The 25205-nt window shown below is 69.7% G+C and carries 20 protein-coding genes and 1 pseudogene; 15 read left to right on the top strand and 6 right to left on the bottom strand.

Annotated elements, in window-relative coordinates:
* The first annotated feature begins 153 nt into the window (after positions 1 to 153).
* Genes AB0J69_RS30400 through AB0J69_RS30370 form a run of 7 tightly spaced genes read left to right on the top strand, consistent with a single transcriptional unit; the run spans position 154 to position 10536 of the window.
* The gene (locus AB0J69_RS30400) at positions 154 to 1329 is read left to right on the top strand and encodes a hypothetical protein (RefSeq protein WP_364123908.1); all 1176 of its coding nucleotides are present in this window, start codon (positions 154 to 156) and stop codon (positions 1327 to 1329) included.
* A gap of 26 nt (positions 1330 to 1355) precedes the next feature.
* Positions 1356 to 2612, top strand: a complete 1257-nt coding sequence (locus AB0J69_RS30395) for a sugar ABC transporter substrate-binding protein (RefSeq protein WP_364123906.1) — start codon at positions 1356 to 1358, stop codon at positions 2610 to 2612.
* A 44-nt stretch (positions 2613 to 2656) separates the two neighbouring features.
* On the top strand, positions 2657 to 3718 hold the full coding sequence (locus AB0J69_RS30390) for a sugar ABC transporter permease (RefSeq protein ID WP_364123904.1): 1062 nt from the start codon (positions 2657 to 2659) through the stop codon (positions 3716 to 3718).
* A complete protein-coding gene (locus tag AB0J69_RS30385; RefSeq protein ID WP_364124127.1) occupies positions 3708 to 4580 on the top strand; it encodes a carbohydrate ABC transporter permease in 873 nt (290 codons plus the stop codon). The genes AB0J69_RS30390 and AB0J69_RS30385 overlap by 11 nt, the downstream gene beginning before the upstream one ends.
* A complete protein-coding gene (locus tag AB0J69_RS30380; protein ID WP_364123902.1) occupies positions 4577 to 6352 on the top strand; it encodes an alpha-galactosidase in 1776 nt (591 codons plus the stop codon). The genes AB0J69_RS30385 and AB0J69_RS30380 overlap by 4 nt, the downstream gene beginning before the upstream one ends.
* 3 nt (positions 6353 to 6355) lie before the next feature.
* Positions 6356 to 8794, top strand: a complete 2439-nt coding sequence (locus tag AB0J69_RS30375; RefSeq protein ID WP_364123900.1) for a glycoside hydrolase family 95 protein — start codon at positions 6356 to 6358, stop codon at positions 8792 to 8794.
* Positions 8791 to 10536 carry a right-handed parallel beta-helix repeat-containing protein gene (locus AB0J69_RS30370; RefSeq protein WP_364123898.1) on the top strand — a complete coding sequence of 582 codons (1746 nt, stop codon included), beginning with the start codon at positions 8791 to 8793 and terminating at the stop codon, positions 10534 to 10536. Before AB0J69_RS30375 ends, AB0J69_RS30370 begins: the two co-directional genes overlap by 4 nt.
* A 49-nt stretch (positions 10537 to 10585) precedes the next feature.
* On the opposite strand, the gene AB0J69_RS30365 is transcribed toward AB0J69_RS30370, so the two are convergent.
* The gene (locus AB0J69_RS30365) at positions 10586 to 11194 is read right to left on the bottom strand and encodes a TetR/AcrR family transcriptional regulator (protein WP_364123896.1); all 609 of its coding nucleotides are present in this window, start codon (positions 11192 to 11194) and stop codon (positions 10586 to 10588) included.
* A 94-nt stretch (positions 11195 to 11288) separates the two neighbouring features.
* Here AB0J69_RS30365 and AB0J69_RS30360 point away from each other — a divergent pair, with 94 nt between their 5' ends.
* Together AB0J69_RS30360 and AB0J69_RS30355 are read left to right on the top strand one after the other, a co-directional pair.
* Positions 11289 to 12038, top strand: coding sequence for an SDR family oxidoreductase (locus tag AB0J69_RS30360; RefSeq protein ID WP_364123894.1), 750 nt, complete (start codon positions 11289 to 11291; stop codon positions 12036 to 12038).
* A 368-nt stretch (positions 12039 to 12406) separates the two neighbouring features.
* Positions 12407 to 13186, top strand: coding sequence for an SDR family oxidoreductase (locus tag AB0J69_RS30355; RefSeq protein ID WP_364123892.1), 780 nt, complete (start codon positions 12407 to 12409; stop codon positions 13184 to 13186).
* A gap of 101 nt (positions 13187 to 13287) precedes the next feature.
* Here AB0J69_RS30355 and AB0J69_RS30350 read toward each other — a convergent pair whose 3' ends face one another.
* The gene (locus AB0J69_RS30350; protein ID WP_364123890.1) at positions 13288 to 13995 is read right to left on the bottom strand and encodes a helix-turn-helix domain-containing protein; all 708 of its coding nucleotides are present in this window, start codon (positions 13993 to 13995) and stop codon (positions 13288 to 13290) included.
* Positions 13996 to 14092: 97 nt separating this feature from the next.
* Between AB0J69_RS30350 and AB0J69_RS30345 the strand changes: the two genes are divergently transcribed.
* From AB0J69_RS30345 to AB0J69_RS30335, 3 genes and pseudogenes are all read left to right on the top strand, one after another.
* The gene (locus AB0J69_RS30345) at positions 14093 to 15031 is read left to right on the top strand and encodes an NADP-dependent oxidoreductase (RefSeq protein WP_364123888.1); all 939 of its coding nucleotides are present in this window, start codon (positions 14093 to 14095) and stop codon (positions 15029 to 15031) included.
* A gap of 152 nt (positions 15032 to 15183) precedes the next feature.
* Positions 15184 to 15555 (top strand): DoxX family protein, encoded by a 372-nt coding sequence (locus tag AB0J69_RS30340; protein ID WP_364123886.1) that lies wholly within the window; start codon positions 15184 to 15186, stop codon positions 15553 to 15555.
* Positions 15556 to 15654: 99 nt separating this feature from the next.
* Positions 15655 to 16062, top strand: a pseudogene (locus AB0J69_RS30335) (LLM class flavin-dependent oxidoreductase); the annotation flags it as partial.
* A 174-nt stretch (positions 16063 to 16236) separates the two neighbouring features.
* On the opposite strand, the gene AB0J69_RS30330 reads toward AB0J69_RS30335, so the two are convergent.
* A complete protein-coding gene (locus AB0J69_RS30330; protein ID WP_364123884.1) occupies positions 16237 to 16527 on the bottom strand; it encodes a hypothetical protein in 291 nt (96 codons plus the stop codon).
* A gap of 32 nt (positions 16528 to 16559) precedes the next feature.
* Between AB0J69_RS30330 and AB0J69_RS30325 the strand changes: the two genes are divergently transcribed.
* Complete coding sequence (locus AB0J69_RS30325; protein ID WP_364123882.1) at positions 16560 to 17180, top strand: hypothetical protein; 621 nt, start codon at positions 16560 to 16562, stop codon at positions 17178 to 17180.
* A 385-nt stretch (positions 17181 to 17565) separates the two neighbouring features.
* On the opposite strand, the gene AB0J69_RS30320 is transcribed toward AB0J69_RS30325, so the two are convergent.
* The 3 genes from AB0J69_RS30320 to AB0J69_RS30310 form a co-directional block, all read right to left on the bottom strand.
* Positions 17566 to 18006: a hypothetical protein gene (locus AB0J69_RS30320; RefSeq protein WP_364123880.1), complete on the bottom strand. Its 441-nt coding sequence runs from the start codon at positions 18004 to 18006 to the stop codon at positions 17566 to 17568.
* A 368-nt stretch (positions 18007 to 18374) separates the two neighbouring features.
* The gene (locus AB0J69_RS30315) at positions 18375 to 21962 is read right to left on the bottom strand and encodes a LamG-like jellyroll fold domain-containing protein (RefSeq protein WP_364123878.1); all 3588 of its coding nucleotides are present in this window, start codon (positions 21960 to 21962) and stop codon (positions 18375 to 18377) included.
* 251 nt (positions 21963 to 22213) lie between these two features.
* Complete coding sequence (locus AB0J69_RS30310; RefSeq protein ID WP_364123876.1) at positions 22214 to 23230, bottom strand: LacI family DNA-binding transcriptional regulator; 1017 nt, start codon at positions 23228 to 23230, stop codon at positions 22214 to 22216.
* Between the two features lie 241 nt (positions 23231 to 23471).
* On the opposite strand from AB0J69_RS30310, the gene AB0J69_RS30305 reads away from it, so the two are divergent.
* Together AB0J69_RS30305 and AB0J69_RS30300 are read left to right on the top strand one after the other, a co-directional pair.
* Positions 23472 to 24746, top strand: coding sequence for an extracellular solute-binding protein (locus AB0J69_RS30305; protein WP_364123874.1), 1275 nt, complete (start codon positions 23472 to 23474; stop codon positions 24744 to 24746).
* A gap of 4 nt (positions 24747 to 24750) precedes the next feature.
* The coding region (locus AB0J69_RS30300) for a sugar ABC transporter permease (protein WP_364123872.1) at positions 24751 to 25205 on the top strand (455 nt) is incomplete at its 3' end.

Here is a 25205-nt window from a genome sequence, read left to right as displayed (position 1 = left end):
AATTACCCAAGTGCGCAGATTCGGGTTGATTCGAGTCTGCTGGATCTTGTCGACTCTTTCAGCTGGGCGTCAAGGCGGTCGCTGGAGTGGGTTCAGACCGGGCGGAGCTCCGCCTTCCTGCCCAGTTACTGGGCGGCTCTGACGGACCGGCCGATGTTCTACTCGAGAGATCTCGCCCACCAGCTGCTCGGCGCCCATCTCCTGGGACTGGACACCGAGAACCTGTCGATGCTCCGGCATTTCGCCGGCTCGGCCACCGAGGATCGCGGCTGGTACCCGCTGTGGGCATTCGAGTTCGACGGCACTCCCGCCGCGATCGACTACCGCTCGGACGACGACTTCGTCCGGGAGATCCCGGCGCCGTTCGAGCTCGTGGAGAAGGCGGTGGAGCAGTACCGCTGGACGGGGAACGAGCTTTTCCTGCGCGATCCGCGCATCGCCCGGTTCCTGCGCACCACGATGACCTCGTTCGTCGACGCCCATGACCCACTGGGTACGGGCGTCGCCGGCGAGCGGGGCACCGGGGACATCTTCGCCGGCACGGCCACCTACAACGAGGTTGAGCGGCCGCCGTACCTGCAGGTCGCCGCCGACGGGATCGCCAGCCAGTGGGCGGCGCACCGGGCACTGGGCTCGGTCGGCGCCCCGGTCGTCGAGGAGGACTTCGCCGCGTGGAACCGCTCGCGGGCCGCGCAACTGGACGAGCACTTCTCCGACGCGTGGTGGTCGCGTGACCACCGTCACTACACGGCGGGCTTCACCGCCGAGGGCCCCGTCGCCGGTTTCCGGCTGGAGAGCACGTGGTTCCCCGCGGTGAAGGGCATCATGCGCTCCGACGAGCGCGCGGCAGCGCACCTCGACTTTCTGCGGTCCGGGGTCGAGGCGGCGCCGCCGGCCAACATCGAAGCCTTCACCTACCTTCCCGAGGCATTCCTCCGTTACGGCAGGGACGAGGAGGCGTTGCGGTGGATCCGGTTCCTCGCCGCTTCCCGCGCGGACTACCCGGAGGTGCCTTTCACGCACGTCGCCCACGTGGCGGTCGGCCTCACCGGGCTGGAACCCGGTACGGCGCGGGGCGTCGTCCGCACCCGGTCCCACCTTCCCGCCGATGAATGGATCGAGGTCGAGGGGGTGTCCATCGGCGGGTCCGTCGTCGGCGTCAGGCACGAGGGCCGGGAGGCCACCGAACTCCAGGTGACCGGGGGCCCGGGCGTGACCTGGACCGCCACCTGGGACGACGACGGGCACGCCTCCACGACCGAGGTGCCGAACGGCACCCGCGTACGGGCCGGCGCCGACGGCAGCGTCGTCCTGCTCTCCGCCCGGTAACAGATCACTAGCGAAGGAGACCCCCCATGCAGGCAAAGGCACTCGCTGCTGTCACTGTCGTCTCGTTCCTCGCACTCGCGGCGTGTAGCGGCGAGTCGAGCGGAGGTTCGGCCGCCGGTGGCTCCGAGACCGCCACGATCACGTACGCTTTCTGGGGCAACAACGACGAAGCCACCACCATCAAGTCGATGATCGCGGCGTTCGAGAAGGCGAACCCGACCGTCAAGGTCGAGGCCAACTGGATTCAGAGCGACTACGAGCAGAAGCTCCAGACCTCCATCGCCGGCGGCGACGCCCCGACCGTGGCCCAGATCTCCAACACCGCGCTGCCGAGTTTCGCGAACGCGTTCACCCCGGTCCAGGTCGACCACGGCGTCTATTACTCGCCGGCCGTCGCGAAGGCCGGCAACGTCGGCGGCACCGACTACGCGGTCCCCTTCGTTGCCAAGAGCAAGGTCATGGCGATCAACAAGGCCGCCTTCGACGCGGCCGGTATCGCCGTTCCGTCCCCGACCGTGCCGATGTCCACTGCGGAATTCGTGGCCGCGGCCAAGAAGCTGACGTCGGGATCGGGCTCGAAGAAGCTCTACGGCTCCGCGCCGCTGTGGTACGACGGTTGGTTGATCGCGGAGGGCGGTTCGTACTACAGCGCGGACGGCCGGACCTGCACCATGGGCAACGCCGACGGCATCCGTGCCGCGCAGACCGTGGTCGACTCCACGAAGGCCGACGGGTTCGCGCCGAGCCCGACCGACGCCCAGGGGCAGGACATGTTCCAGTGGTTCTCGGACGGCAAGGTTGCGATGTTGCCCGACTTCGGGCCGTGGAACATCGCCAAGATAGCCGCGCTGGACACCTCGAAGTTCCTCGTCGTGCCGATGCCGGGCAAGGGCGAGCCGATGGAGGTCGACAGCCTCGGCATCTCGAAGTCGGCGACGGAGGCCGAGGTGACCGCGGCGAAGGCGTTCGCGACGTTCATGAGCACGAGTCCTGAAGCCCAGAACCTGCTGGCGTCGACGACGTCCGCGCTCGGCGTCCCGGTGATCCAGGGCTCGCTCGATGCCTTCAAGGCGATCGCCCCGAAGGTGAACCTGCAGGCATTCACCGACGCCGTCACCAACGCCGTCACCACGGCCTACGTGAAGGACAAGGTCAAGATCGAGAGCACCTTCTCCACCGATCTGAACTCGCGCACCGCGATCGGCTCCGGCAACGAGGACCCGGCGACCGTACTGCCGGAGCTCCAGGCCCAGTGCCAGAAGATGCTCGACGCGACCAAGTAGGCGGCTGGAGCCGTCCGCAGGCGGCGTAGGGAGAGAACACCGACATGTCGGACATCGTGCAGAGCCTCGAAGGCTTTCTCGAACGGCTGCACATCTACGCGGGACTCAGACCCATCCTGTCCTTAGTGATCATGCTGGCCGCCGTGTTCGCCGTCGCCTTCGCCGCTCTGTGGGGAGCCGTCCGCGCGCGCTGGATCACGCGGAACACCGCCGCCTTCTGGATCTTCGTCTCGCCGTGGATCGTCGGGTTTCTCCTGTTCACCGGAGGGCCGATGGTCTACTCCCTGATCCTCTCGTTCACGGACTGGAACCTCATCGACCCGGCGGAGTTCGTCGGGATCGCCAACTACGCCGAAGCGTTCTCGGATCCCGACCTCGGACAGTCGATCAAGGTGACCCTCGTCTACGCCGTCGTCAGCGTTCCGTTGCAGACGGTGCTGTCGCTGGCGGTGGCCCTGCTGATGAACATCAAGGTGCGGGGGATCCATGTGTTCCGCACGATCTGGTACCTGCCGTCGCTCGTCACCGGGGTGGCGCAGGCGGTGCTGTTCATCTGGGTGTTCAACCCGAGCTACGGACTGGTCAACGGGCTGCTCCGGCTGTTCGGCATCGAGGGCCCCAAGTGGCTCTTCGACGCCGACTGGGCCCTGCCGACCGTGGTCATCATGAGCCTCTGGACGGTCGGCGGAAATATGATCATCTATCTGGCCGGCCTCCAGGACATCGCCAAGGAGCTGTACGAGGCTGCGGAGATCGACGGCGCCGGCCGCTGGCGCTCACTGTGGAACATCACCCTCCCGCAGGTGAGCCCCGTGATCTTCTTCAACGTGGTCACCGGGCTCATCTACGCCATGCAGACCTTCACCCAGGGATACGTGGTCACCCACAACGGGGGCGGCCCGTCCGACTCCCTGCTCTTCTACGTCCTCTACCTCTACAACAACGCGTTCTCCTTCTTCCGGATGGGATACGCGTCGGCCCTGGCCTGGATCTTCTTCGTCATGATCATGGTGCTCACCGCGCTCGTGTTCCGGGGCAGCGCCTTCTGGGTCTATTACGAATCGCAACGACCGAAGGAGCGAAAGCGGCGTGCCCATGTCGGCTAACGCGAAAGCACGGACTGCGGCGGAGGCCGGCGGATCGCGACGCGGGCCGCTCGGCACCCGGATCCTCGCGCTCACCCTGCTCGTGATCGGGTCGGTCGGTTTCGTCTACCCGTTCCTCTGGATGATCGCGACCGCGCTGCGGACGCCGGAGGGGGTGGCGCACGGGGGAGCGTCGCTCTGGCCCATCCAGTGGCAGTGGTCCAACTTCGTCGACGGCCTCGACTCGTTCCCCTTCTGGACGTATCTCCGCAACTCGCTCCTGAGCACGCTCGTGCCGGTCGTCGCGGTGGTCTTCTCCTCGTCGCTGGTCGGATTCGCGTTCGCCCGGATCCGGGCCAGGGGCTCCGGCCTGCTGTTCGCGATCGTCCTGTCGACGCTCCTGCTCCCGCAGGAGGTCACCATCGTGCCGCAGTTCATCCTGTTCAAGAACCTCGACATGATCGACACGCTGTGGCCGATCATCGTGCCGACGTTCTTCGGCTCCGCGTTCTTCATCTTCCTCTACCGGCAGTTCTATCTGCGGCTGCCGGAGGCACTGACGGACGCCGCCCTCATCGACGGCGCGAGCTGGTTCCGCATCTGGTTCTCGATCTATCTGCCGCTGTCTCGCCCGATCATCATCGCCACCGCGGTGCTGCAGTTCATGTCCTACTGGAACAACTTCTTCCAGGCCGCCATCTACCTGACGACGGACCGGTGGAAAACCCTGCCCCTGGCGCTGGCGGGTTTCCAGTCCGTCAACGGGACGGACACGCCACTCCTGATGGCCACCGCTCTGGTGATCACCATGCCGTGCGTCCTGCTTTTCTTCATCGCCCAGCGTCACATCATCGGCGGAATATCATTCACGGGGAGCAAATGACCGACGTCGCATCGCCGTCGACCGTTACCTTCTGGCTGCCGGGCAGGTCGCAGGCGCCGCCCGAGACACCGGTCGTCCTGCACGGCGGCCATCCGGGCACCGGCCTGCGGCTGCAGGCGACCCGCTCGACCGCGACACGCGTGCGGGAACTGGGCGAGGGCGTTTCCGAGGTGGTGTTCGGCACGCACGGCGAGCCGTTCAGCCTGACCGTGGCGATCCCCGCCACCGACACCGTCGCCTGGTGGCGGCCAGGCAGCACGGTGCGGGACGCCACCATTCCGCCGTCTTGGGCGGGACCGGAGGACGTGACCGCGCTGCGCGGGCTTCCGCTCGGAGCTCTGCTGGCGCCCCGGGACGCCACCCGCCTGGTGTACGCGCTCGACGCCGGTACGAGCGTGACCTCGGTGCGTGCGGGTCTCGTCGAGGAGACCGCCGACTTCGCGATCATGGTCACCGTCGACGGATCCGGCATACCGGGCGAGGTGCGGCTGCTGCTGGACACGTCCGGCCGCCCCTTCCCGGAGGCGGTGGCCGCCGCGGGGCACTGGCTCCAGGGGGAACACGGCCACCGCGCCGTCCCCGGCGCCGAGGACCCGGTCCTGTGCACGTGGTACTTCGCGCACCAGCACGTCACGGCCGACGCGGTGCTGGCGCAGGCCGACCGGGCCGCGGCGATGGGATTCGGCACGCTGATCGTCGACGACGGCTGGCAGACGACCTCGCACGGCCGGGGATACGGGTCGTGCGGCGACTGGGAGATCGCGCAGGAGAAGTTCCCCGACGCCGCCGGGCTGGTCGAGGCCCTGCACGATCGAGGGCTGCGGACCATGTGGTGGATCGGCACACCTTTCCTCGGCCACCAGGCCAAGGCCCGGAACCTGGGGTTCTCGACGCTGCGCGACAAGCCCGAGCTGCAGGCGCAGGTGCTCGACCCACGAGACCCGGCCGCTCGGGCCCACCTGGCCGAGAGGCTCGAAGAGATCATGGCGCGGACGGCGGCGGACGGCCTGAAGCTCGATTTCCTGGAGGAGTTCGAGGACAAGGCCGCCCCGGGGTCCGTGGCTGCGGCCGTCGACACGATGGCCGAGATCGTCAGCCGGCTGCGCGCACTCGGGCGCGAACCGCTGATCGAGTTCCGCGAACCGTACGTGCATCCCGCCGTGGGGCGGTACGCCTCCATGATCCGCGTCGGCGACTGCCCGCTGAACGCGCTGCAGAACCGGATCGGCATCCTCGACCTCCGCCTGGCGCGGCCGGGTACGCCGATCCACAGCGACCCGATCATGTGGGCGGAGGGCGACAGCGCGGAGCGGGTCGCCCACCACCTGATCAACTCGCTGCTGGGCGTGCCGCAGGTCTCCGTGGACCTGACGCGGCTCACCGACGACCAGTCCGACGCGCTGACGTTCTGGCTGGGCGTCTGGCGCGGGCACCGCGACCTGCTGCTGCACGGCCGTCTGACGCCCGAGCGGCCTGATCTGCTGTATCCCGTGGTCCGGGCCGACGAGGACGGCCGCCACTTCGTCGCGAGGTACGCGCCGCACGCGATCCGGATCCCGCAGGGGGAGTGGACGGAACTGCTGGTCGCGAACGCCGACGACAGCGCGCCGATCCTGCTGAACGAGGGCGGGGACCTGCGCGCGGACCTGGAGACGTGGGACGCCAGAGGGCGCCGGACAGCCGTCGGGGAGATCGCCCTGACCGCGGGCCCCCACGTGCTGGCCGTACCGTCCGGGGGGCTCGCGCGGCTTCGGCGGACCAGCGCGGGGTGAGCCATGCCCTCCGACGACTCCTTCCAGCAGGAGGACCGCCTGCTCTGGTCACCGGCGCCGGCGGCGACCTGGCTCGACGCCTTCCCCCTGGGCAACGGGCGCCTCGGCGCGATGGTGTACGGAACCCCGGGTGACGAGCATCTCCAGATCAACGACGGCACCGCCTGGTCGGGCAGTCCCGGCAGCGAGGAGGCGACCAGTACGGCCGATCCGCGGCGGGCGCCGTCCGAACTCGCAGCGGCACGGGCGGCGATCGCCCGAGGCGACGCGCCGGAGGCGGAGCGGTGTCTCATGGCCTTGCAGGGCGGCTGGTCGCAGGCCTACCTGCCGTTCGCCGACCTGCATGTGGAGATAGGAAACCCCGAAGACGCCCGCGCCGAGGGGTACCGCAGGCAACTCGACCTCCCGACCGCGACGCACGAGGTGACCTACCGCCTGGCCGGGACCGCGCTGCGCTGGACGTCCTTCGTCTCCCACCCGGACGGCGTGCTGGTCCTCGTGCTCGATGCGGACCGGCCCGTCGACGTGCGCTGGCGGCTCGCCTCGCCGTTGCGGGTGCTCGGGCACGCGGCGCATGAGGCGGGAGCCTGGTTGACCGTACGGCTGCCGAGCGACATGCCACCGCCGCACGAGCCGGACCTGTCACCGGCGTGGGGCGAGGAGGCGCTCAAGGGCGCGGTGGCCGCGCGGGTCGTGCACGACGGGGACATGCGGCCGGGGGAGGCCGGCGGAGCGCGCCGGTTCGAGCTCGTCCTCACCACCGAGACGACGTTCACCTCGATCGGCCGCGAGCCGCTCGGCGACGAGTCGACCGCGCTGACGCGTGCGGAGCGGCGCGTCGCCCGGGCCCTCGGCCGCGGAGCGCCGGGCCTGGCGGCGCGCCACCGGCGCGATCACGCCCGCCTCTATGAGCGGGTACGCCTGGACCTGCCCAGCCCGCCGCAGGTGCGGGCGCTGCCGACCTACGAGCGGTTGGTACGCGCGGCGGCCGGCCCCGTCGGGCACGACCCGTCACTGGCGGCTCTGCTGTTCAACTATGGCCGCTACCTGGCCATCTGTTCCTCGCGCCCCGGTGGGCTGCCGTCGACGCTTCAGGGCCTGTGGAACGATCGGCTCAGGCCACCGTGGAGCTCGAACTACACGATCAACGTGAACACCGAGATGAACTACTGGGCAGCCGAGACCGCGGATCTCGGCGAATGCCTCGATCCGCTCGTCGATCTCCTCGTGGCCCTGGCCGACCGGGGACGGGTCACCGCGCGGCGGCTCTATGGCGCCCGCGGCTGGGTGGCTCACCACAACACCGACGCCTGGGCGTTCACCTCGCCCGTCGGGAGGGGGCACGCGGATCCTGCCTGGGCGTTCTGGCCGATGGGCGGAGTGTGGCTGAGCTGGCTCCTCGCCGAGCGGCTGCGCTTCGGCGCGGATGAGCGCTTCGCCCGCGAGCGGGCGTGGCCGGTGTTGCGCGGGGCCGCCGAGTTCTGCCTCGACTGGCTGGTCAGGCACCCCGACGGGACCGTCGGTACGTCGCCCTCGACCTCGCCGGAGAACCACTACCTCACGCCGCAGGGGCGCCGCGTCGGGGTCGGCCGCTCGTCGACGATGGACCTGACCCTGATCTCCGGGTTGTTCACGGCGCTGGCCGCCCTCGCGCGGCGCCTCCGCCGCACGGACGACCCGGTCGTCGCGGCGGCCCGGGCCGTGCTGCCGCTGATCCCGGCGCCGGCCACCGGCCGTGACGGCCTCGTCCGCGAATGGATCGACGACGCGCCGCAGGCCGAACGCGGGCATCGGCACCTCAGTCACCTGGTGTTCGCCTATCCCGGGGACACTCCGGCCGACCCCCGGCTCATCGCGGCCGTGGCCCGTTCCCTCGACGATCGGGGAGACGACTCCACCGGCTGGTCACTCGCCTGGAAACTGGCGCTGTGGGCCAGGCTCAGGGAACCCGCGAGAGTGTCGCGGCTGCTCGGGCTGGTGCTTCGCCCGGCACCCATGGAATCGGCGGGCGAGCGCGGCGGGCTGTACCCGAACCTCTTCGCGGCGCATCCGCCGTTCCAGATCGACGGCAACCTCGGCTACGTCGCGGCGGTGGCGGAGACTCTGGTTCAGAGCCACGACGGCACGATCACCGTCCTGCCGGCCGTGCCGCCGGAATGGCGCAGCGGACGAGTGCGCGGAATCGTCGCCCGGCCGGGGGTGGCGGTGGACGTCGCCTGGGACACCGAGGCCGGGCAGGTGCGGGCGACAGAGATCGCGCTGCGCGCTCGGCGGCCTGCCGGCCGTACCCATGTCGTCGTGCGAGCCGGTGGACGCAAAGGCCGGATCGACCTCAGCGCGGGCGGGCGCGTCCTGGTGGATCCCGAGACGCTGGCGGCGTCCCCTCCGCACCCGGGCGCGCACGTCTCGTCGGACGACTCCACGGAGAGGACCGGCCGGTGAGGACGTCGTTTGACGTGGCCGACTTCGGTGCGGTCCCCGACGGGGGAGGCGACGCGGCGCCCTCGGTCGTGGCGGCCCTCCAGGCGGCCGCGGCCCACGCGGGTCCGGCGACGCTCCGGTTCCCCCCTGGCGAATACCACCTCTGGCCGGACACCGCGCAACGACGTGAGCTGTACGTTTCCAACACCGTGGGCGACGACCCGCACGTACGTGACAAGACGATCGCCGTGCTCGTCGAGGCGGCAGACGATCTCGTGATCTCGGGCGCGGGCGCCCGCCTGGTCCTGCACGGGCTCCAGACGACCTTCGCCGTGATCGACTCTCGCCGGGTACGGATCGAGGGGCTCGAGTTCGACTTCGCCGTCCCGACCGTGGTCGACGCCACGGTCGTGGACGCCGGGCTCACGGCAGGACGGGCGTACCGGGTGATCAGCGTGCCCGAGACCACGCTGTTCTCCGTCGACGGCCGTTCCGTACGCTGGCACGGGGAGCCCCTCGGCTCGGGAACGTACGCCTGGGATGGTTACGACGCGCTGGAGTACTCACAGATCCACGACCCGGCCGGCGGGTGGACCCGCCGTGCCCCCAACCCGCTTTTCGATGGCGTCCACAAGATCGTGGCGGCGGGTCGGCGCGAGATCCGGATCGTGTACGACCACGACGAGGAACCGGCTGACGTCGGCCTCGTCTACCAGATGCGGCTGACGACGCGTGATCATCCGGGCGGGCTCGTGCTCGACAGCACCGGCGTGACGTTGTCCGGCGTACGGTTTCGGTTCCTGCACGGCTTCGGCGTCGTGGCACAGGCGAGCCGTGACATCTCCATCGAGAAATGCGAGTTCAGGGCGCCGCCCGGCACCGGGCGGCACAGCGCGGGTTTCGCCGACTTCGTGCAGTTCTCCGGCTGCTCCGGCCGTGCGGTCGTGCGCGACTGCCTCTTCGACGGGCCACACGACGACCCGGTCAACGTGCACGGCACCTATCTGCGCGTAGCCGGTCAGCCCGCCCCCCGCACGGTGGAACTGGAGTACGCACACCGGGAGACGGCAGGCATGCCCCAGTTCTCGGCCGGCGACGAGATCGAGATCGTCGACCGCGCGACGCTGCGGCCGATCGCCCTGGCGACGGTGGAGCGGGTGCGTCAGCCCAGCGGCCGGGACCACGGCGGTCCTCTCAGGACCATCACGCTGACGGTCGGCTCCGCGCTTCCCGGACAGCTGGCGGGACGAGCCGCGGTGGAGAACGTCACCAGGACCCCGACCGTGCACATCGTCCGCAACGTCTTTCGCAACGTGCCCACGCGCGGAGTGCTCGTGACCACCCGCCGCCCGGTGCTCATCGAGGAGAACCGGTTCGAACGCACCGGAATGGCGGCCGTCTACGTCTCGGGCGACGCCACCGACTGGTGGGAGTCGGGGCCGGTCCGGGACCTTACCGTGCGGGGCAACGAGTTCGTCGAACCAGGCGGTCCAGCGTTGTTCGTGGATCCCAGGACCACGATGTCCGACCCCGCCCACCCCGTCCATCGCGGCGTCGTCGTCGAGGGGAACCGCTTCGTGCTGGAGGGCGTGCCCGCGCTCGACGCCAAGGCCACGGGGGGCATTCGATTCAGGGACAACACGCTCGCCCGCCTCGGCTCACCGACCTGGGACATCGTCCTGCGCTCGTGCCCGGATGCGGACATCAGCCATGCCGTGTACGAGCCGCCACTTCGGGTGCTGCGGAGTGCGCTTCCACGCTGACTCTTGACGCGTCGGAGGGCGGCGCCTGCGTGCCCAGGAGCCATTCGCATCAGGTGGGCGGCCACTGCCGTAGGGCCATGTCGGCCACCATGTGGAGGTCGTCGCGGGTCGCGCCACCGGCGGCCTGAACGGCGATGCCGTTGGCCACGGCCATGAGGTATCGGGCGAGCAGGCCGGGATCGGTGCCCGCGGGCAGGTCGCCCTCATCGACGGCTCGCTGGAACCGCTCCCGCAGGAGCGAGATGCCGTTGTTGCGCCAGGCTGCCAACGTGTCCCGGGCGCTGAGACCGGCCTCGCCCGCCGCCAGGGAACCTTGGACGCCGAGGCAGCCGGCGGGACAGCCGGGACTGGTGGTGGCCCGAACGCAACCGTCGAGGAACGCCGTGGCGACCTGCCGCGCCGTCGGCTTCTCCAGGGCCCGCGGGACGTACGCGGCGGGGCCGTCGGTGTAGCGCTGCAGGGCCTTGTGGAACAGGTCTTCCTTGCTGCCGAAGGCGGCGTACATGCTGGTACGGCTGATGCCCATGGCGTCGGTCAGGTCGGCGAGGCTGGCACCCTCGTAGCCCTGCTCCCAGAAGACGCGCATGGCACGGTCGAGCGCCTGGTCGACGTCGAAGCCGCGCGGCCGGCCGATCGGCGCCTTCCCCTGGGTGTTCACATTGCCGATCATACCTCTTCTGTACCGAACGGTGCGGAACTGCTATCGTCCACTTCCGTACCGATCGATACAGATTTCTATCGAGGTGAAAAGCATGGGACAGTTGGAAGGCAAGACCGCGGTCGTCACCGGTGGCGGAACGGGGATCGGCCTGGCCACCGCCGTACGGCTGGCGGCCGAGGGCGCGCACGTCTTCATCACCGGCCGCCGAAAGGCGGTCCTTGACGCGGCGGTGGAGCGCATCGGCCCGGCGGCGGTGACCGCCGTGCCGGGCGACATCTCCGACCTGGCAGACCTGGACCGGCTCTATGACGCGGTCCGGGCTCGGGGCCGGGGCCTGGACGTGCTGTTCGCCAACGCCGCCGCCGCGTCGTTCGCGACGCTGGAGCAGGTCACCGAGGAGCACTTCGACGAGACCTTCGGCGTCAACGTCCGGGGTACCTTGTTCACGGTGCAGAAGGCGCTGCCGCTGCTCAACGACGGCGCATCGGTGATCCTGAACAGCTCGGTGCGCGCAGGTGACGGTGTCGCGGCGTTCGGCACGTACGCGGCCTCCAAGGCGGCGATCCGGTCCTTCGCCCGGACCTGGGCCAACGAGCTCAAGGACCGGAACATCCGGGTCAACGCGATCTCCCCGGGCACCATCGACACCCCCGGGCTCGACGGCGTGGTCGGGACGGAGGACACACCCGTCACCAAGTCAGATTTCGCTGCGGCGATCCCGCTCGGCCGGATCGGGCGCCCGGACGAGATCGCCAATGTGGTGGCCTTCCTCGCCTCCGACCAGGGCAGCTTCTTCCTCGGCGCCAACCTGGTCGTTGACGGGGGAGAAGTGCACATCTAACGGGTGTCGTCCCGTCTGCTCCCAGCGGCGGGAGCGGACGGGACGGTCCACGCCGCATGCACGCCCTGATCAAGAAGGTTTCCCTGGTCTCGACCGACGACGTACACACACGTCGTTCGGCCCGTCGGCCGCGCTCCGCAGGGCCTCACGCTGCGGATCCGGCCGGCACCTCGCCCCGCCCCGCCCGACGTGTGCAGGACGTATAGAAGCGGACGTCAGCGTTTCGTCAATTCGCGAGCCGATGGCCGGGGCTAAATTCGTCAGCGATCCGACCAAAAACACTCGGGGAGTTGGCGGACATCTCCACGGAGATCGGCTGTGTTCGCTCTGCATCACCTCTCAACGCTCACTAGCTGAATGGAGTGAACATGGATCTGCAACTGACGGGGCGGCGCGCCGTGGTCACCGGCGCAAGCCGGGGAATCGGATGGGCGGTGGGCCGCGCGCTCGCGGCCGAGGGCGCCGCCGTGGCCCTGGTCGCCAGGAGCTCCCGGCACGTCGAGGAGCAGGCGGCCCGCCTGAGCTCGGAAACCGGCGCCCGGGTCATCGGCATCGCCGCGGACACCGGCGATGACGCGTCCGTGGCCGCCATGGCGGAGGCCGCCGTGCGCGGTCTCGGGGGAGTGGACATCCTGGTGAACAATGCGGCCGCCACCAATCCGGGGGCGATCCCCGACGACGATCTGGAAGCCGAGATCAACGTGAAGGTGCGCGGGTACCTCCGCTGCGTCCGCGCGTTCACCCCGGCGATGGCGGAGCGCGGCTGGGGGCGTGTCATCAACATCGGCGGGCTGGCGGCCCGCCAGAGCGGCTCGATCACCGGTTCGATCCGCAATGTCGCGGTGGCCGCCATGACCAAGAATCTGGCGGACGAGCTCGGGCCCAGCGGCGTCAACGTCACCGTGGTCCACCCCGGCGGCACCCGTACGGAAACCATGCTGGACATCGCCGACCGGTGGGCAGCAGCGAGCGGCAGCACCAGAGAAGAGGTCGAACGACGGATGGCCGCCTCCGTCTCCATCGGACGGCTCGTGGAGCCGGAGGAGGTCGCGTCGGTGGTCGCCTTCCTGGCGAGCCCGCTCAGCGTCGCCATCAACGGTGACGCGGTCATCGCCAGCGGGGGAACGAAAGGCCCGATCCACTACTGAGCCGCATCGTCCCGGACAGGCAACTGTTCTGACGCGCTCCCCGGCCATCACACGACACCGGTTGTCGCGGTCAGGGCGGCAGCCCGGCCACGGCCGCTTGCTCACCCCTTGTTTCCTTCAGGGCCGGGGGCGGATCGGGTGAGGCGGACCATGGCCCGGTACAGGGCGGTGGGTGCGGGGGCCGGCTCCAGCGGGGGCAGGTCGGCGCCGGGGGCGGCGTAGGCGCGGAGCATCTGGCCGACGAGGCGGCGCCAGGTGTCGGGGGCGGCGTCCTGGCTGGCGGCGATGACGCCGGCGTTGGCCATCAGCAGGATGACCATGTCCTGGTCGGTGAAGTCGTCGCGCAGGTGGCCGGTGGCCTTGGCGCGGGCGATGAGGTCGAGGAAGCTGTGGTACGCCTCGGCGCGGCGCTTTTCCAGGGCTTTGGCGGCGGGGAAGGTCATGGCCAGCACCTCGGCGAAGCCGCGGTCGGCGGCCTGCATGGCGCAGACGGCCTGGACGTAGCCGGTGAAGCCGTGCCAGGGGTCGGGGTCGGCCAGCGCCTCGGCGACGGCGGCGGCGTAGGCGTCCATGCGGTCGGCGAAGACCGCGTTGATGAGTTCTTCGCGGGTGGCGAAGCGGCGCGACAGGGTGGCCTTGCCGACGCCTGCCTCGCGGGCGATGCACGCCATGGAGACGTCGAGTCCGTGGCCGGCGTACAGGCGGCGGGCGGCGGCGAGGATGCGTTCGCGGTTGCGTTCGGCGTCGGCGCGCAGTCCCGGTCCGGGCTGCTCGCCGGAGGCCTCGGGGGAGCCGGCGGGAAGATCCATGCCGTCTACCCTACCCAAGTGGAACAACCTACCCACTTCTGTTGTTACGCTGGCAGCACAAAACGGGTAGCCCGTTCCACTTTGAGAGGTGCAGCTCATGCGTGCCGTAACGCTGAACTCCGTCCCCGAGACCCCGGCCCTGGCCGAGATCCCCACCCCGCAGCCCGAGGCCGGGGAGGTGCTGGTGAAGGTCGCCGTCTCCTCGGTCAACGGCTTCGACCTGTCGGTCGCCGCCGGCTACGTGCAGCAGATGATGGAGCACCGCTTCCCGCTGGTGGTGGGCAAGGACTTCGCCGGCACCGTCGAGGCGCTCGGCGAGGGCGTCGAAGGCTTCACGGTCGGGCAGGCGGTCTTCGGCGTGGTGATGAAGCCGTTCCTGGGGCCCGGCGCCATGGCCGAGTACCTCACCGTGCCGGCCGGCTACGGCATCACCCCCCTCCCCGAGGGGCTGGCCGCTGCGGAGGCGGGCGCGCTGGGCCTGGCCGGCACCGCGGCGCTGGACAGCCTCAACGCCGTCGCCCTGGCCGAGGGCGAGACGGTGCTGGTCTCCGGCGCCACCGGCGGGGTGGGCGCGCTGGCCGTGCAACTGGCCGCCGCCCGCGGCGCCCGCGTCATCGCCACCGCCCGTCCCGGCGCCGAAGCCGACTTCGTCACCGGCCTCACCGGCGCCAAGGTCGAGCTCGCGGACTACAGCGGCGACCTGCCGGCCCAGGTCCGCGCGCTCGCTCCGGAGGGCGTGGACGCCGTGCTGCACCTGGCGGGCGACGGCGCCGAGCTGGCGGGGCTGCTGCGCAAGGGCGGCCGGCTCGCCTCCACCCTCGGCCTGACCCCGGACGCCGTCCAGGGCGTCGAGGTCACCGTACACACGATCATGGCGGACCCGAACCCGCAGACCCTGACCGAGCTGGCCGCCCACGCCGCCGCCGGCGCGCTGCGCGTCCCGGTCACCGCGACCTACGCGCTGGAGCAGGCCCCCGAGGCGTTCGCCGCCTTCGGTGCCGGAACGCTCGGCAAGATCGCCGTCACCTGCTCCTGATGTGCTCGCCATGACCTCGCCCGCTCGTGCCGCTCCCGTGTCCTGGCAGCGGCACGAGGGCCGCGACCAGCGGTGATCGTCTTCACCGGCTGACCGGCCGCCATGGCCGTGCCGGAGGCCCTCTCACCCCCTACCGTCAAGGAGATCTTGCGATGAACATCGCCCTGTGGATCGTGCAGGCCGTGCTGGCCGCCATGTTCGGCATCGCCGGCGTGACCAAGTCCACCCAGCCCAAGGAGAAGCTCGAGCCCAAACTGCCCTGGGCCGAGGACTTCTCCGCCGGCACCGTCCGCCTCATCGGCATCGCCGAGCTCGCCGGCGCGCTCGGGCTGATCCTGCCCGCGGCCACCGGCATCGCGCCGATCCTGACCCCGCTGGCCGCGACCGGCCTGGCCGTGGTGATGGTCCTGGCCGCGCTCACCCACCTGCGCCGCAAGGAACCCGCCGCGATCGCCTTCAACGCGGTCCTGTTCGTGCTGGCCGCGTTCGTCGCCTGGGGCCGCTTCGGTCCCTACCCCCTCTAAAGAACCCCGCTCACCAGGAACCGGTCATGACCTTCGAACTCGGCGTCTACTCCTTCGGCAACACCCCGCTGCCGGCAGACGGCAGCGGCCCGGGGCCCCACCGCCCAGGCCGTCCGCGACGTGCTGGCGGCCGTCAAGCTCGCCGACGAGGTCGGGCTGGACTTCTTCGGCGTGGGGGAGCACCATATACGGACGATGCCGCTGTCCTCGCCGACCGCCGTCGTCAACGCCGCCGCCGCGACCACCAGCCGGATCAAGCTGAGCACCGCGGTCACCGTCTTGTCGACCGACGACCCGATCCGGGTGTTCCAGCAGCTCGCGACCGCCGCCGCGATCGCCCCCGGCCGCATCGAGGTGGTCGCCGGACGCGGATCGTCCACGATCACGTTCCCGCTGTTCGACCACGACGAGCACGACTACGACATGCTCCACGCCTCCAAGCTGGAGCCGCTGATGGCCGTCAACGCGCCATTTGTTGATCCCGGGATCGTACGTCGCGCTGGTTGACCTGCTGACGGTCTTGCCTGGTGGTGTTCCCCGGCAGCCGGACGCCGGAGGCGACAGCAGGGAAAGCATGCGGGCAAGTCGGTCGCGGCGCTGATCGATCTCGTCGACTCCGGGGAGATCATGCCCGGCTCGACGGTCCTGTGCGCGCGTCTGGGGCGGCGGCCCGCCGCAGGGTCAGGCGCCGGTAGTGGTGGAGAACCGCACCGCCTCGTCCGGATCGCCGGCGGGAACCGCGGACTCCGGGCCTTCCTGCTCGTCACCCCGGTCGGGCGGTACGAACTCGTCATCGATCACGTGAACGATGGCCTCGCAGGCGTGTTGGGGCTGGGGTTGCCGGTCAGATAGAGCAGGGCGGCCTCGGCGGGGTTGCCCGGCTCCGGTGAGCAGCCGCCGGCAGGTGGCCGTGCCGGCGAGGCCGAGGGAGGCGGTGAGGATGGCGGCGGTTGTGGTGGCGAGTCTGCGCATGACGTCCCCTTCTCTCGGGGTCAGGGATTGTCATGGCCATCTATGACTATGTGTGGATCCATTGTCACTCCGCCGGGCCTGGCAATGGCCTTCAAGCCGATCGAGCCCGCTCGAACCCGCCGGCGCGCGATCAACAGTGGCATAGCCTCGGACCTGACCAGGCTGGAGTGCTCATCATGAACCACGTCCCGCTGCGCTTGGAGCGCACCACCGATCGTGATGTCCACGACGACTTGATGCTGCGACTGGGCACCTATCGGCATGTCTGCGATTCCTACTACTTGGCCATCGACGAGTCCGCACAGACAGATCAGAACGTTGCGGATAGCCTCGTGCGGCTCCTCGACCAGTGGGATGAGCACCTCCAGCGACTGCGGCTCACTGGAGGCACCGTCCTTTTGCCCTTCGATTTCTCGGACCAGTGCACGGCCTGGTTGCGCGTCTCGTCGCCGGACGGTGGTCGAGCCACCGTTGAGGCAGGCTGGAGCAGCATCGAAGGCTGGAGCTTCTACCCCTCCGATTTCGCCGAGACGGCGGCGAGGGTTCATGACTTCAAACCCGTCGTCAATGCTTCCGTGGAGTGTGATCTTGGCGATCTCATCGCGGCGGTCACGCAGAACCGGGAGTCGCTCGCCCTCCAGGCGAATGGTTGATCCACAGGCCCTGACGATTGCCCACGTTCACCAACCTGTCTTCGGTTGGCCTGTCCTCGCAGGCCAGAGCGATATGGCCTGGTCTGGCGGGAAAGGCATGTCGGCTGGCCTTCGCAGCATGGACTTCCGGGCCCGGGCCCCCATGCTGCGCCGCTATCTGGCCGCGCGCCGGGTGCACGACCTCACGTGCCGGTTGACCGGCACGCGCCGCTGGAGGAGTTCGAGCGAATCGCGGCCGGCATACCCGTATTCTCGCGTCACGGCTGCCCGGTGAAGAGCTGCATTCCGTGCCTCTCAGCCCTGCCCGATCAGGTGGCAACGCCGCCTCCACCTGGGGCCGGGGCGGCGCGGAGTGTGGCCGCCTGGTCATCCAGGCGTTCAGGCTTCACAGCTTGGTGACCGTGGATGCCGCGTTCCCCGCCACGCCGATCAGGACCGACCAGCCTGCGCCACTCAGGAATTGCGCCGTCTGCTTGAGCTTGATGCGCTTTTCCTCATCTGATTCTGTCTCGGCAGCTGCTTCGAATCCGGCGACGATTTTCCTTGCGAGCAGCTCCGCAGGCCACACGCCTGCGATGCGGCGTGCTTCACCGGTCGGGCTGTGAATTTCGTCGATCTCCCGACTTTGCGAGTCGGAGTCGGTGACATCGGTGAACTGAAAGAAGGGCGGCCTCTCACCGGCCAGGGCAGCGAGCGAACGCCGCACGTCCTCCGGGTCCATGCCGAGCCTTTTGACGATCTGGGGTGGCTGGATCAAGACCGCACCCTCATCTGCCATCTGGACGATCGCCTTGAGCACAGGCAGGTCGTGGTCTTTCCAGGTCATGTCGTCTCCGCCACTAGGTCGCCTTGTCGTGGACAGTCTCCTCCGTATCGCCGAGATAAGCGCGGAAAAGTCGGTGAGATGATCCGGAAAGGGTGGGCCAGGAGGTTCACGGCGCGTTCTGGCGTACGTTCAGCAGTGCTTCGTACTCCGTGAGCAGCCGGTCGTACTTGCGGTTTTTCCACCAGCCCCACGCCGGCATCAGGGCCGCTGACCAGCACCCACAGGGCGATGGCGAAACATCGCATGCCTGTGGTGGATGCCGGGCTGCCGCTCTCGCCACTCTCCACGACAACCGTCAGGCACGTGATTACGTCAGCGGATCGCCGTGATCGCCGGACGGGGTTTCATGGGCCCCGTCCGGCGATGTGCTACTTGGCGATCGGCGTTACCGCGATCTTGTCGATGATCGGGGCGTACTTCGATCGGAGCAGGATGTCGGGGAAGGTGTCGGAGATGTAGCTGTCGCCGTCGAAGTTCGGCAGTTCGTGGGAGGCGAAGGCGACGGTGTTGGCTCCCTTCTTGAGCACGACCGGGATGGTCTGCTCCCAGAAGTTGTCGGCGTGGAAGGAGTGCGGGAACCAGGACCGCTGCGGCGGGGCGCCGTTGACGGAGATCTCGGCGTGGCGGGCCAGGGGGTCGGGGTTGTAGTGGGAGGCGGGGGACTGTTCGGGGTTGGAGTAGCGGACGGTCAGCGCGTACGTGCCGTCGGCCGGGGCGGTGACGTCGAAGGTGAGGGTGTTGGCGTTGCCGGGGGCGCCGCCGACGTCGGTGACGGCCTTACCGCCGCCGGCCAGGGGGTAGGCGGCGACCTTGGCGGTGCCTGAGACGCGGGCGGCCTCGGCCTCGTACCAGGTGGGCTCGAGCGTTCCGTCGGTGTTGGCGACGCGCAGGCGGTCCAGCAGCAGCCTGCCGGACTGGCCGGTGAGGGTGATCTTGTTGACGCCTCCGGACAGGAACGCCTTCACCGTGGTGTCGGCGTTGACGCCGGTGAGGCGCCGGCCATTGACGTCCAGCCGGCCTCGGCCGCCGCCGCGGGTGTCGATGTTCAGGGTGGATTCGCCGTCGTCGGGGGAGTAGACCCAGAAGGTGGCCGTCTGGTCCTTGGAGATGGTCGCCACGCCGGAGCCGGAGACCTTCTTGCGGGTGTAGTCGGTGCCGGCGCCCTTGAGGGTGGCGTACTCGGCCTCGTAGATCTTCTCGGCCGCCGCCGGGTTGGCGAGGGACAGGTCGATCTTGTCGACGAGCGCGTCGCCCTTGGTGGAGCGGGAGCCGTCGAGGCTCTTGGCGGCCAGGGTGATGATGTGCTCGCCCTTGGTCAGCTCGACCTGGGTGTCGGCGTGGTCCCAGACCAGCCAGCGGTAGCTGAGAGGCAGGTGGAGCTCCTGCTCGGCCTTGCCGTCCACGCGGAGGAAGGCGTTGGTGGGCCCTTGCTCCTTGACGGCGTCGGCCAGGTTGTGCGAGCCGGCGAAGACCGACAGGTCGTAGGTGCCGTCCTGCGGCACCGAGACCTTGAAGTCGAGCGTCAGGTCGGAGCCGGTGCGCAGGCCGCCGATGTTGTGCCGGCCGGAGGTGTAGTACTGGCCGACGTTGTCGGGCGAGCCCTGCGGGCCTTCGCGCCGGTAGGCGCTGCCGGTGTGCGCGGCGTCCTCGGCCTCGTACGTGGCCTGCCAGAGCTTGGTCGCCTTGGCGGGGGAGGTGGTGTCCCGCCCCGGGGTGAGGATGATCTGGTAGGCGGAGGTCTCCTTCAACTCCGGCAGTACGTCACCGAAGTCGAAGGCCACCGAGCCGTTGCGCACCTGCCGGTCGAGTTCGGCCACGACGTCGGGCTGGGCGGAGTTGCCCACCTGGCCGGTCCATGGGATCTCCTGGACCAGCGCGTGCACGGTGCCGCCGAACAGCGCGGGGTCCACGTGGTCGAAGCGGATGCCCGCCTTGCCCGAGGTGCCGCCGAACAGGGCGCGGGCCTGGGCCTTGGCCTTGTCCAGGGTGGCGACGCCCTGCAGGGTGTAGCTGACGTTCGGGCGCGGCGGGACGACCTTGACCGTGTTGCCGGACATCTGGCCGTAGGCGTTGAGCAGCCACCACTGGCCGTTGCCGCGGTTGGCCTGGACGGCGGAGTCGGACAGGTTGCCGTCGATGTTCCAGTACGCGATGTCGGCGTCGACCTTCGACTCCTCGATGGCCGAGGCCCACTGGATCATCTGGCCGGGCACCGAGGTGTGGTAGTTGAACGCGTACTCGTTGAGGTTGATCGGCAGCTGCCTGCCCTCGTAGGCGGTGCCCTTGAAGGCGGCCTGCTCCCACTTCCGGTAGGTGGCGACGCTGGTGCGGATGCGGTCCGGGGCGCCCAGTTCGTGCCAGGTGACGGCCTCGGGCACGGTGCCGGCCTCCAGCGTGTGCTTGAGGAAGCCCTGGACCTGCTCGAAGAGCATGCTGGTGTTGGGGCCGGCGATCCTGGCCTCCGGCATCTTGCCCTTGATCAGGGCGTTGACCTCGTCCCAGGCCTTGAAGTAGTACTGGGGATCGCTGAGCCAGCTGACCTTGTTGTAGCTCCACGCGCCGCTGCCGAACATGTTGCCCTCGGGCTCGTTGAACGGCACGAAGACGATGTTGTCCTGATATTTCGGGTCGAGCTTGAGGACCTGGTCGACCTGCTTGGCGATCTTGGCCTTGTAGTCGTTCAGCCGTTCCTCGGGGGTGTTGCCGGGCCACTGGTAGGGGAAACCGCGATAGATGTCGGTCATGTAGATGTACACGTCGCCGTCGGTGGCGTCGGCCAGCGGCTTGACCACCTCCAGCGCGTCGGCGCCGGGGTGTTGCGGGCCGTCCTGGGCCTTGGTCGACACGGTGCGCAGCCTCATGCCCTCCAGGAGGTTGCGCGTGGGGACGCCTTCGCCGTAGACGCCGTACAGGGTGCCGGACGCGCCGCCGTGGAAGGCCCCGGTCTCGGTGCCGAGGTCGACGGTGAGGTTGTTGTCGATCACCTTGACGGTCGCCACGACAGGCGTGCCGTACGCGCTGCCCTTGACCGTGAACTGGCCGGCCCTGGCGTACCGGGCCGGATCGATCGCATCCCACGTGACCGCCACGCCGCGGCGGATGCTGTCGGAGAACTCGGCGGTGGCGGTCCTGGCCAGCTCGGGCGCGATGCCGGTGTAGGTGGTGACGTCGAAGGTGGTCTGCTCGATCTTCTTCAGTGTGGCCAGGTGGTCGCCGGCCAGGTCGGCGACCTGCTCGGCGTTCATGGCGGCGTCGTAGACGCGGAAGTCGTCCAGGTCGCCGGACAGGAACGGGTGGCCGCCCCAGAAGGCTTTGCCGAGGAATCCGGAGGTGGTGTTGCCCTCGGCGTGCATCACCGCCGCCAGGTCGATCTCCGCGGTGGTGCTGCCGATGGGCGCGCCGTTGACGTAGTAGGTGAGGGTCTTGCCGTCGATGGTGGTGACGAGGTTGACCCAGGTGCGGGCGGGCAGCTTCTGCCGGCCGGGGACGCCTACTTCGACGTTGCCGCTGACCGGCTTGATGGAGGAGCGGGTGGTGGCGTCGCCGGCGAAGGACGGGGTGACGAAGGTGGCGCTGCCGCCGTCCTTGCCGAGGTTGTAGACCCACTGGAAGTCGGGCCCGCCGTCCCAGTTGAGCCAGGTGGAGATGGTCATGGCCGCGCGGCCGCGGAACAGGCCCTGGGGAATCCTCACGTAGGGGGCGGTGGCCGAGCCGTCCGCGCCGCCGGGCAGGGACAGGGCCTGGGTGCCGTCGGCTCCGGTGGCGGTGCCGGCGCCGCCGGGGTTGACCAGGGTTCCGTCGAGTCCGGAGGGGGATCGGTCCTCGACGGCGCCGCTCGACAGGTCGCCTTCGAAGTCGTAGTGGAGGACGAGCGCCGGGTCGGCGCCGGCGGCCGGTAAGGCGGCCACCGGGATCGCGGTCAGGACGAGGGCGGAGGCGAGGATGGCGTGCGGCATGCGCCTGCCTATCCTCCGGGACAAGGGGTTGGCCATGCGCTTTTCCCGTTCGGGGAGTGCGGAGGGTGAGTCGAATCGATTCGGCGAATCGATTCGACTGGACGATAAGCGGCCTGCCACGCGAAGGTCAAGAGCCGGAAACGCAGTCGACATGCCGGGGCCATGTCGCCGTCACGCGCGGTCGTACGTCGAGCGGCGCGCTTGACGGGGGGTGGTGTCGGCCGCATGCGGCGGCCCGGACAGGCCTCTGGTCAGGGGCGGGGCCGGGCGGGTCCGGTCGTGCCGCGGAGCGAGATCGGCGGGGCCAGCAGAAGATGGCGATGCGGGGCGCGCGGGTCGGCGATGCGCTGGATGAGCAGCTCGACGGCGTGGGCGCCCATCTGTCCGGCGGGTACGTCGGCGGCGGTCAGCGGCGGATGCAGGTTCTCGGCCCAGTGCTGAGCGGCGACGCCGGCGATGGAGAAGCGTGCGGGCACGGCCAGGTCCGCCCCGGCCAGCGCGCGGTACATGCCGGGGATCGCGGCCTCGTTGATGGTGGCGATGGCGGTCAGCTCCCGGTGCTCGGCCAGCAGCCGCTCGACACACGTCTGCCCGGCCTGGGCGTCGTCGGCGGAGCAGACGCGCACGCCGTTCAGGCCGCGCTCGGCCACGGCGCGGTCGAAACCGGCCTGGGCGCGGTGGCCCGGCCCGTACCCGGCGGCGACCAGCTCGGCGTTGCGGTTGACCAGGGCGATGTGCCGGTGCCCGAGGTCGGCCAGGTGGTGCACGCAGGAGGCGATGAGCCGCTCGTAGTCGACGTCCACCCAGGACATCTCCTCCGGGTGACTGGTGTGGCCGATGCCGACGAACGGCAGGCCGCTCTGCCGCAGGCGCGCGACGCGGTCGTCCTCCAGCCGGATCTCCATGAGGATGACGCCGTCCACGCGCCGGCCGGTCACCACCCGTTCGAACGAGCGGTCGTGCTCGCCCCCGGAGGGCGACAGCAGCACGTCCAGGTCGGCGTGGGCGGCGGCGTCGACCACGCTGGCCACGAAGCCGAGCTGCATGTCGGTCAGGCGCCGGCTGGCGGGCGGGATGACCAGCCCGATCGTGCGGGTCCGGCCCTCCTTCAGCGCCCTGGCGGCGGCGTTGGGCCGGTAACCCAGCTCGTCGATCACCGCCTGGATGCGCCGCTTGGTCGCCTCCGACACCGGACGCTTGCCGGTGAGCGCGTACGACACGGTGCTGCGCGACACGCCTGCCCGCCTGGCGATCTCCCCGATGTTCACCCGCGCTCCCTAGCTCTGGCAATCGGCCGCGCCCATCGTAGTCGAATCGTTTCACCGATGGGACCGACCTCGGAGCCCGTGACGAGGATGTCATGGGCCGCACATCGGGCTGCGACCTCTTGGTGAGCACCCCATTGACGCACGCGACAGGCCGGGCCTATCTTCGGTCGAACCGATTCGCCGAATCGGTTCGGCTAAGGCCTGAAACAGCCGCGTCATGCTGTCAGCGGAGGTCACGTCAATGAGATCAGCGTCAAGAAGCCGGCGCGCGGCCGGCATCGGTCTGGCGGTTGTGGCCGCCGCCGGCGGGCTGGTCGCCTGCTCGTCATCGTCACCGTCGTCAGACGGCGGTGGCTCGGCGAGCGCGAGCCAGACCGCCGGCGCCTACACGATCTGGGACCCCTATCCGCAGTACGACAAGAGCTCGGAGTGGGTGAAGCTGCTGGAGACGTGCGGCACCCAGGCCGGGGTGACGGTGGAGCGCACCGGCTTCGACACGACGGACCTGACGAACAAGGCGCTGCTGGCGGCGCAGCAGGGCAACTCCCCGGACGTGCTGATCGTGGACAACCCGGTGGTCTCCACGCTGGCCGAGGCCGGCGTGCTGACGACGACCGAGGAGAACAAGCTCGACGTCACGGCGATCGCGCCGAACCTGCTGGCCGCCGGGCAGAGCGGCGGCAAGACGTACGGGGTCCCGATCGGGGCCAACACCCTGGCGCTCTACTACAACAAGGAGGTCCTGAAGGAGGCCGGCGTGGACGTCGCCTCCGTCAAGGACTGGGCGTCCCTGACGGCGGCGCTGGAGAAGGTGAAGGGAGCCGGGAAGAAGGGCATCACGTTCTCGGCGATCGGCACCGAGGAGGGCAGCTTCCAGTTCCTGCCGTGGTTCTGGGGCTCCGGCGCGAACCTCACCAAGCTCGACTCGCCCGAGGGCGTCTCGGCGGTGGCGCTGTGGAGCGACTGGCTGAAGAAGGGGTACGCCCCCAACTCCGTCATCAACAACACCCAGACCACCAGCTGGCAGGAGTTCGCCACCGGCGACTTCGCCTTCGCCGAGAACGGCACCTGGCAGCTGGCCAACGCCAAGGAGGCCGGCTTCGACTACGGCATCATCCCGATCCCGTCGAAGGCCGGCGGCACGGCGCCCGCGCCGACCGGCGGCGAGTTCGTCAGCATCCCGGTGCAGTCCGACACCGGCCGCTACGCCGCATCGCAGAAGCTGGTGGCCTGCCTGACCAGCGCCGACAACTCGCTGACCACCACGACCACCCTGTCCTACATCGCGCCCACCGAGGCGGTGCAGGCCAAGCAGGTCGCCGCCACCCCGGAACTGCAGGTGTGGGTGGAGGCGGTCAAGGCGGCCAAGGGCCGTACCAGCGACGACCTCGGCACCAAGTACCCGAAGATCTCCGAGCCGATGTGGGGCGCGGTGCAGGCGGCGCTGAGCGGCTCGAAGCCGCCGCAGGAGGCCATGACGGCGGCACAGACGGCCGCGGCGAGCGCGACCCAGTAACCGCATGAACCGAGTCACACAGACGCAGGCCCGCCCCGCCCGCGCTGCCGTCCCGGCGGCGGCGCGGGGCCGGTCGGGCCAGTGGGCGGCGTGGGCGTTCCTCGCCCCCGTCGTGGCCTACCTGCTGGTCTTCTACGCCTATCCGTTGTTCCGCAACGTGGAGCTGAGCCTGCGCAACTACACGGTGCGCTCGTTCGTGCAGGGGGACGCGCCGTTCGCCGGGTTCGCCAACTACGCCAAGGTGTTCGCCGACGCGACGTTCTGGCCGGCGCTGTGGCACACGGTGGTGTTCACCGTGGTGTCGCTGGCCTTCCAGTTCTCGATCGGGCTGGCGCTGGCGGTGTTCTTCAGCCGGAACTTCCGGCTGTCGGCCACGTTGCGGGCGCTGTTCCTGGTGCCGTGGCTGCTGCCGCTGATCGTGTCGGCCTCGACCTGGTCGTGGATGCTCAACAGCGATTC

Origin of the sequence: Nonomuraea sp. NPDC049709, from assembly GCF_040674815.1 — a bacterium.
Classification (GTDB): Bacteria; Actinomycetota; Actinomycetes; order Streptosporangiales; family Streptosporangiaceae; genus Nonomuraea.
Note: the sequence above shows the minus strand (reverse complement) of the source record. Positions and strands in the feature narration are given on the sequence as shown.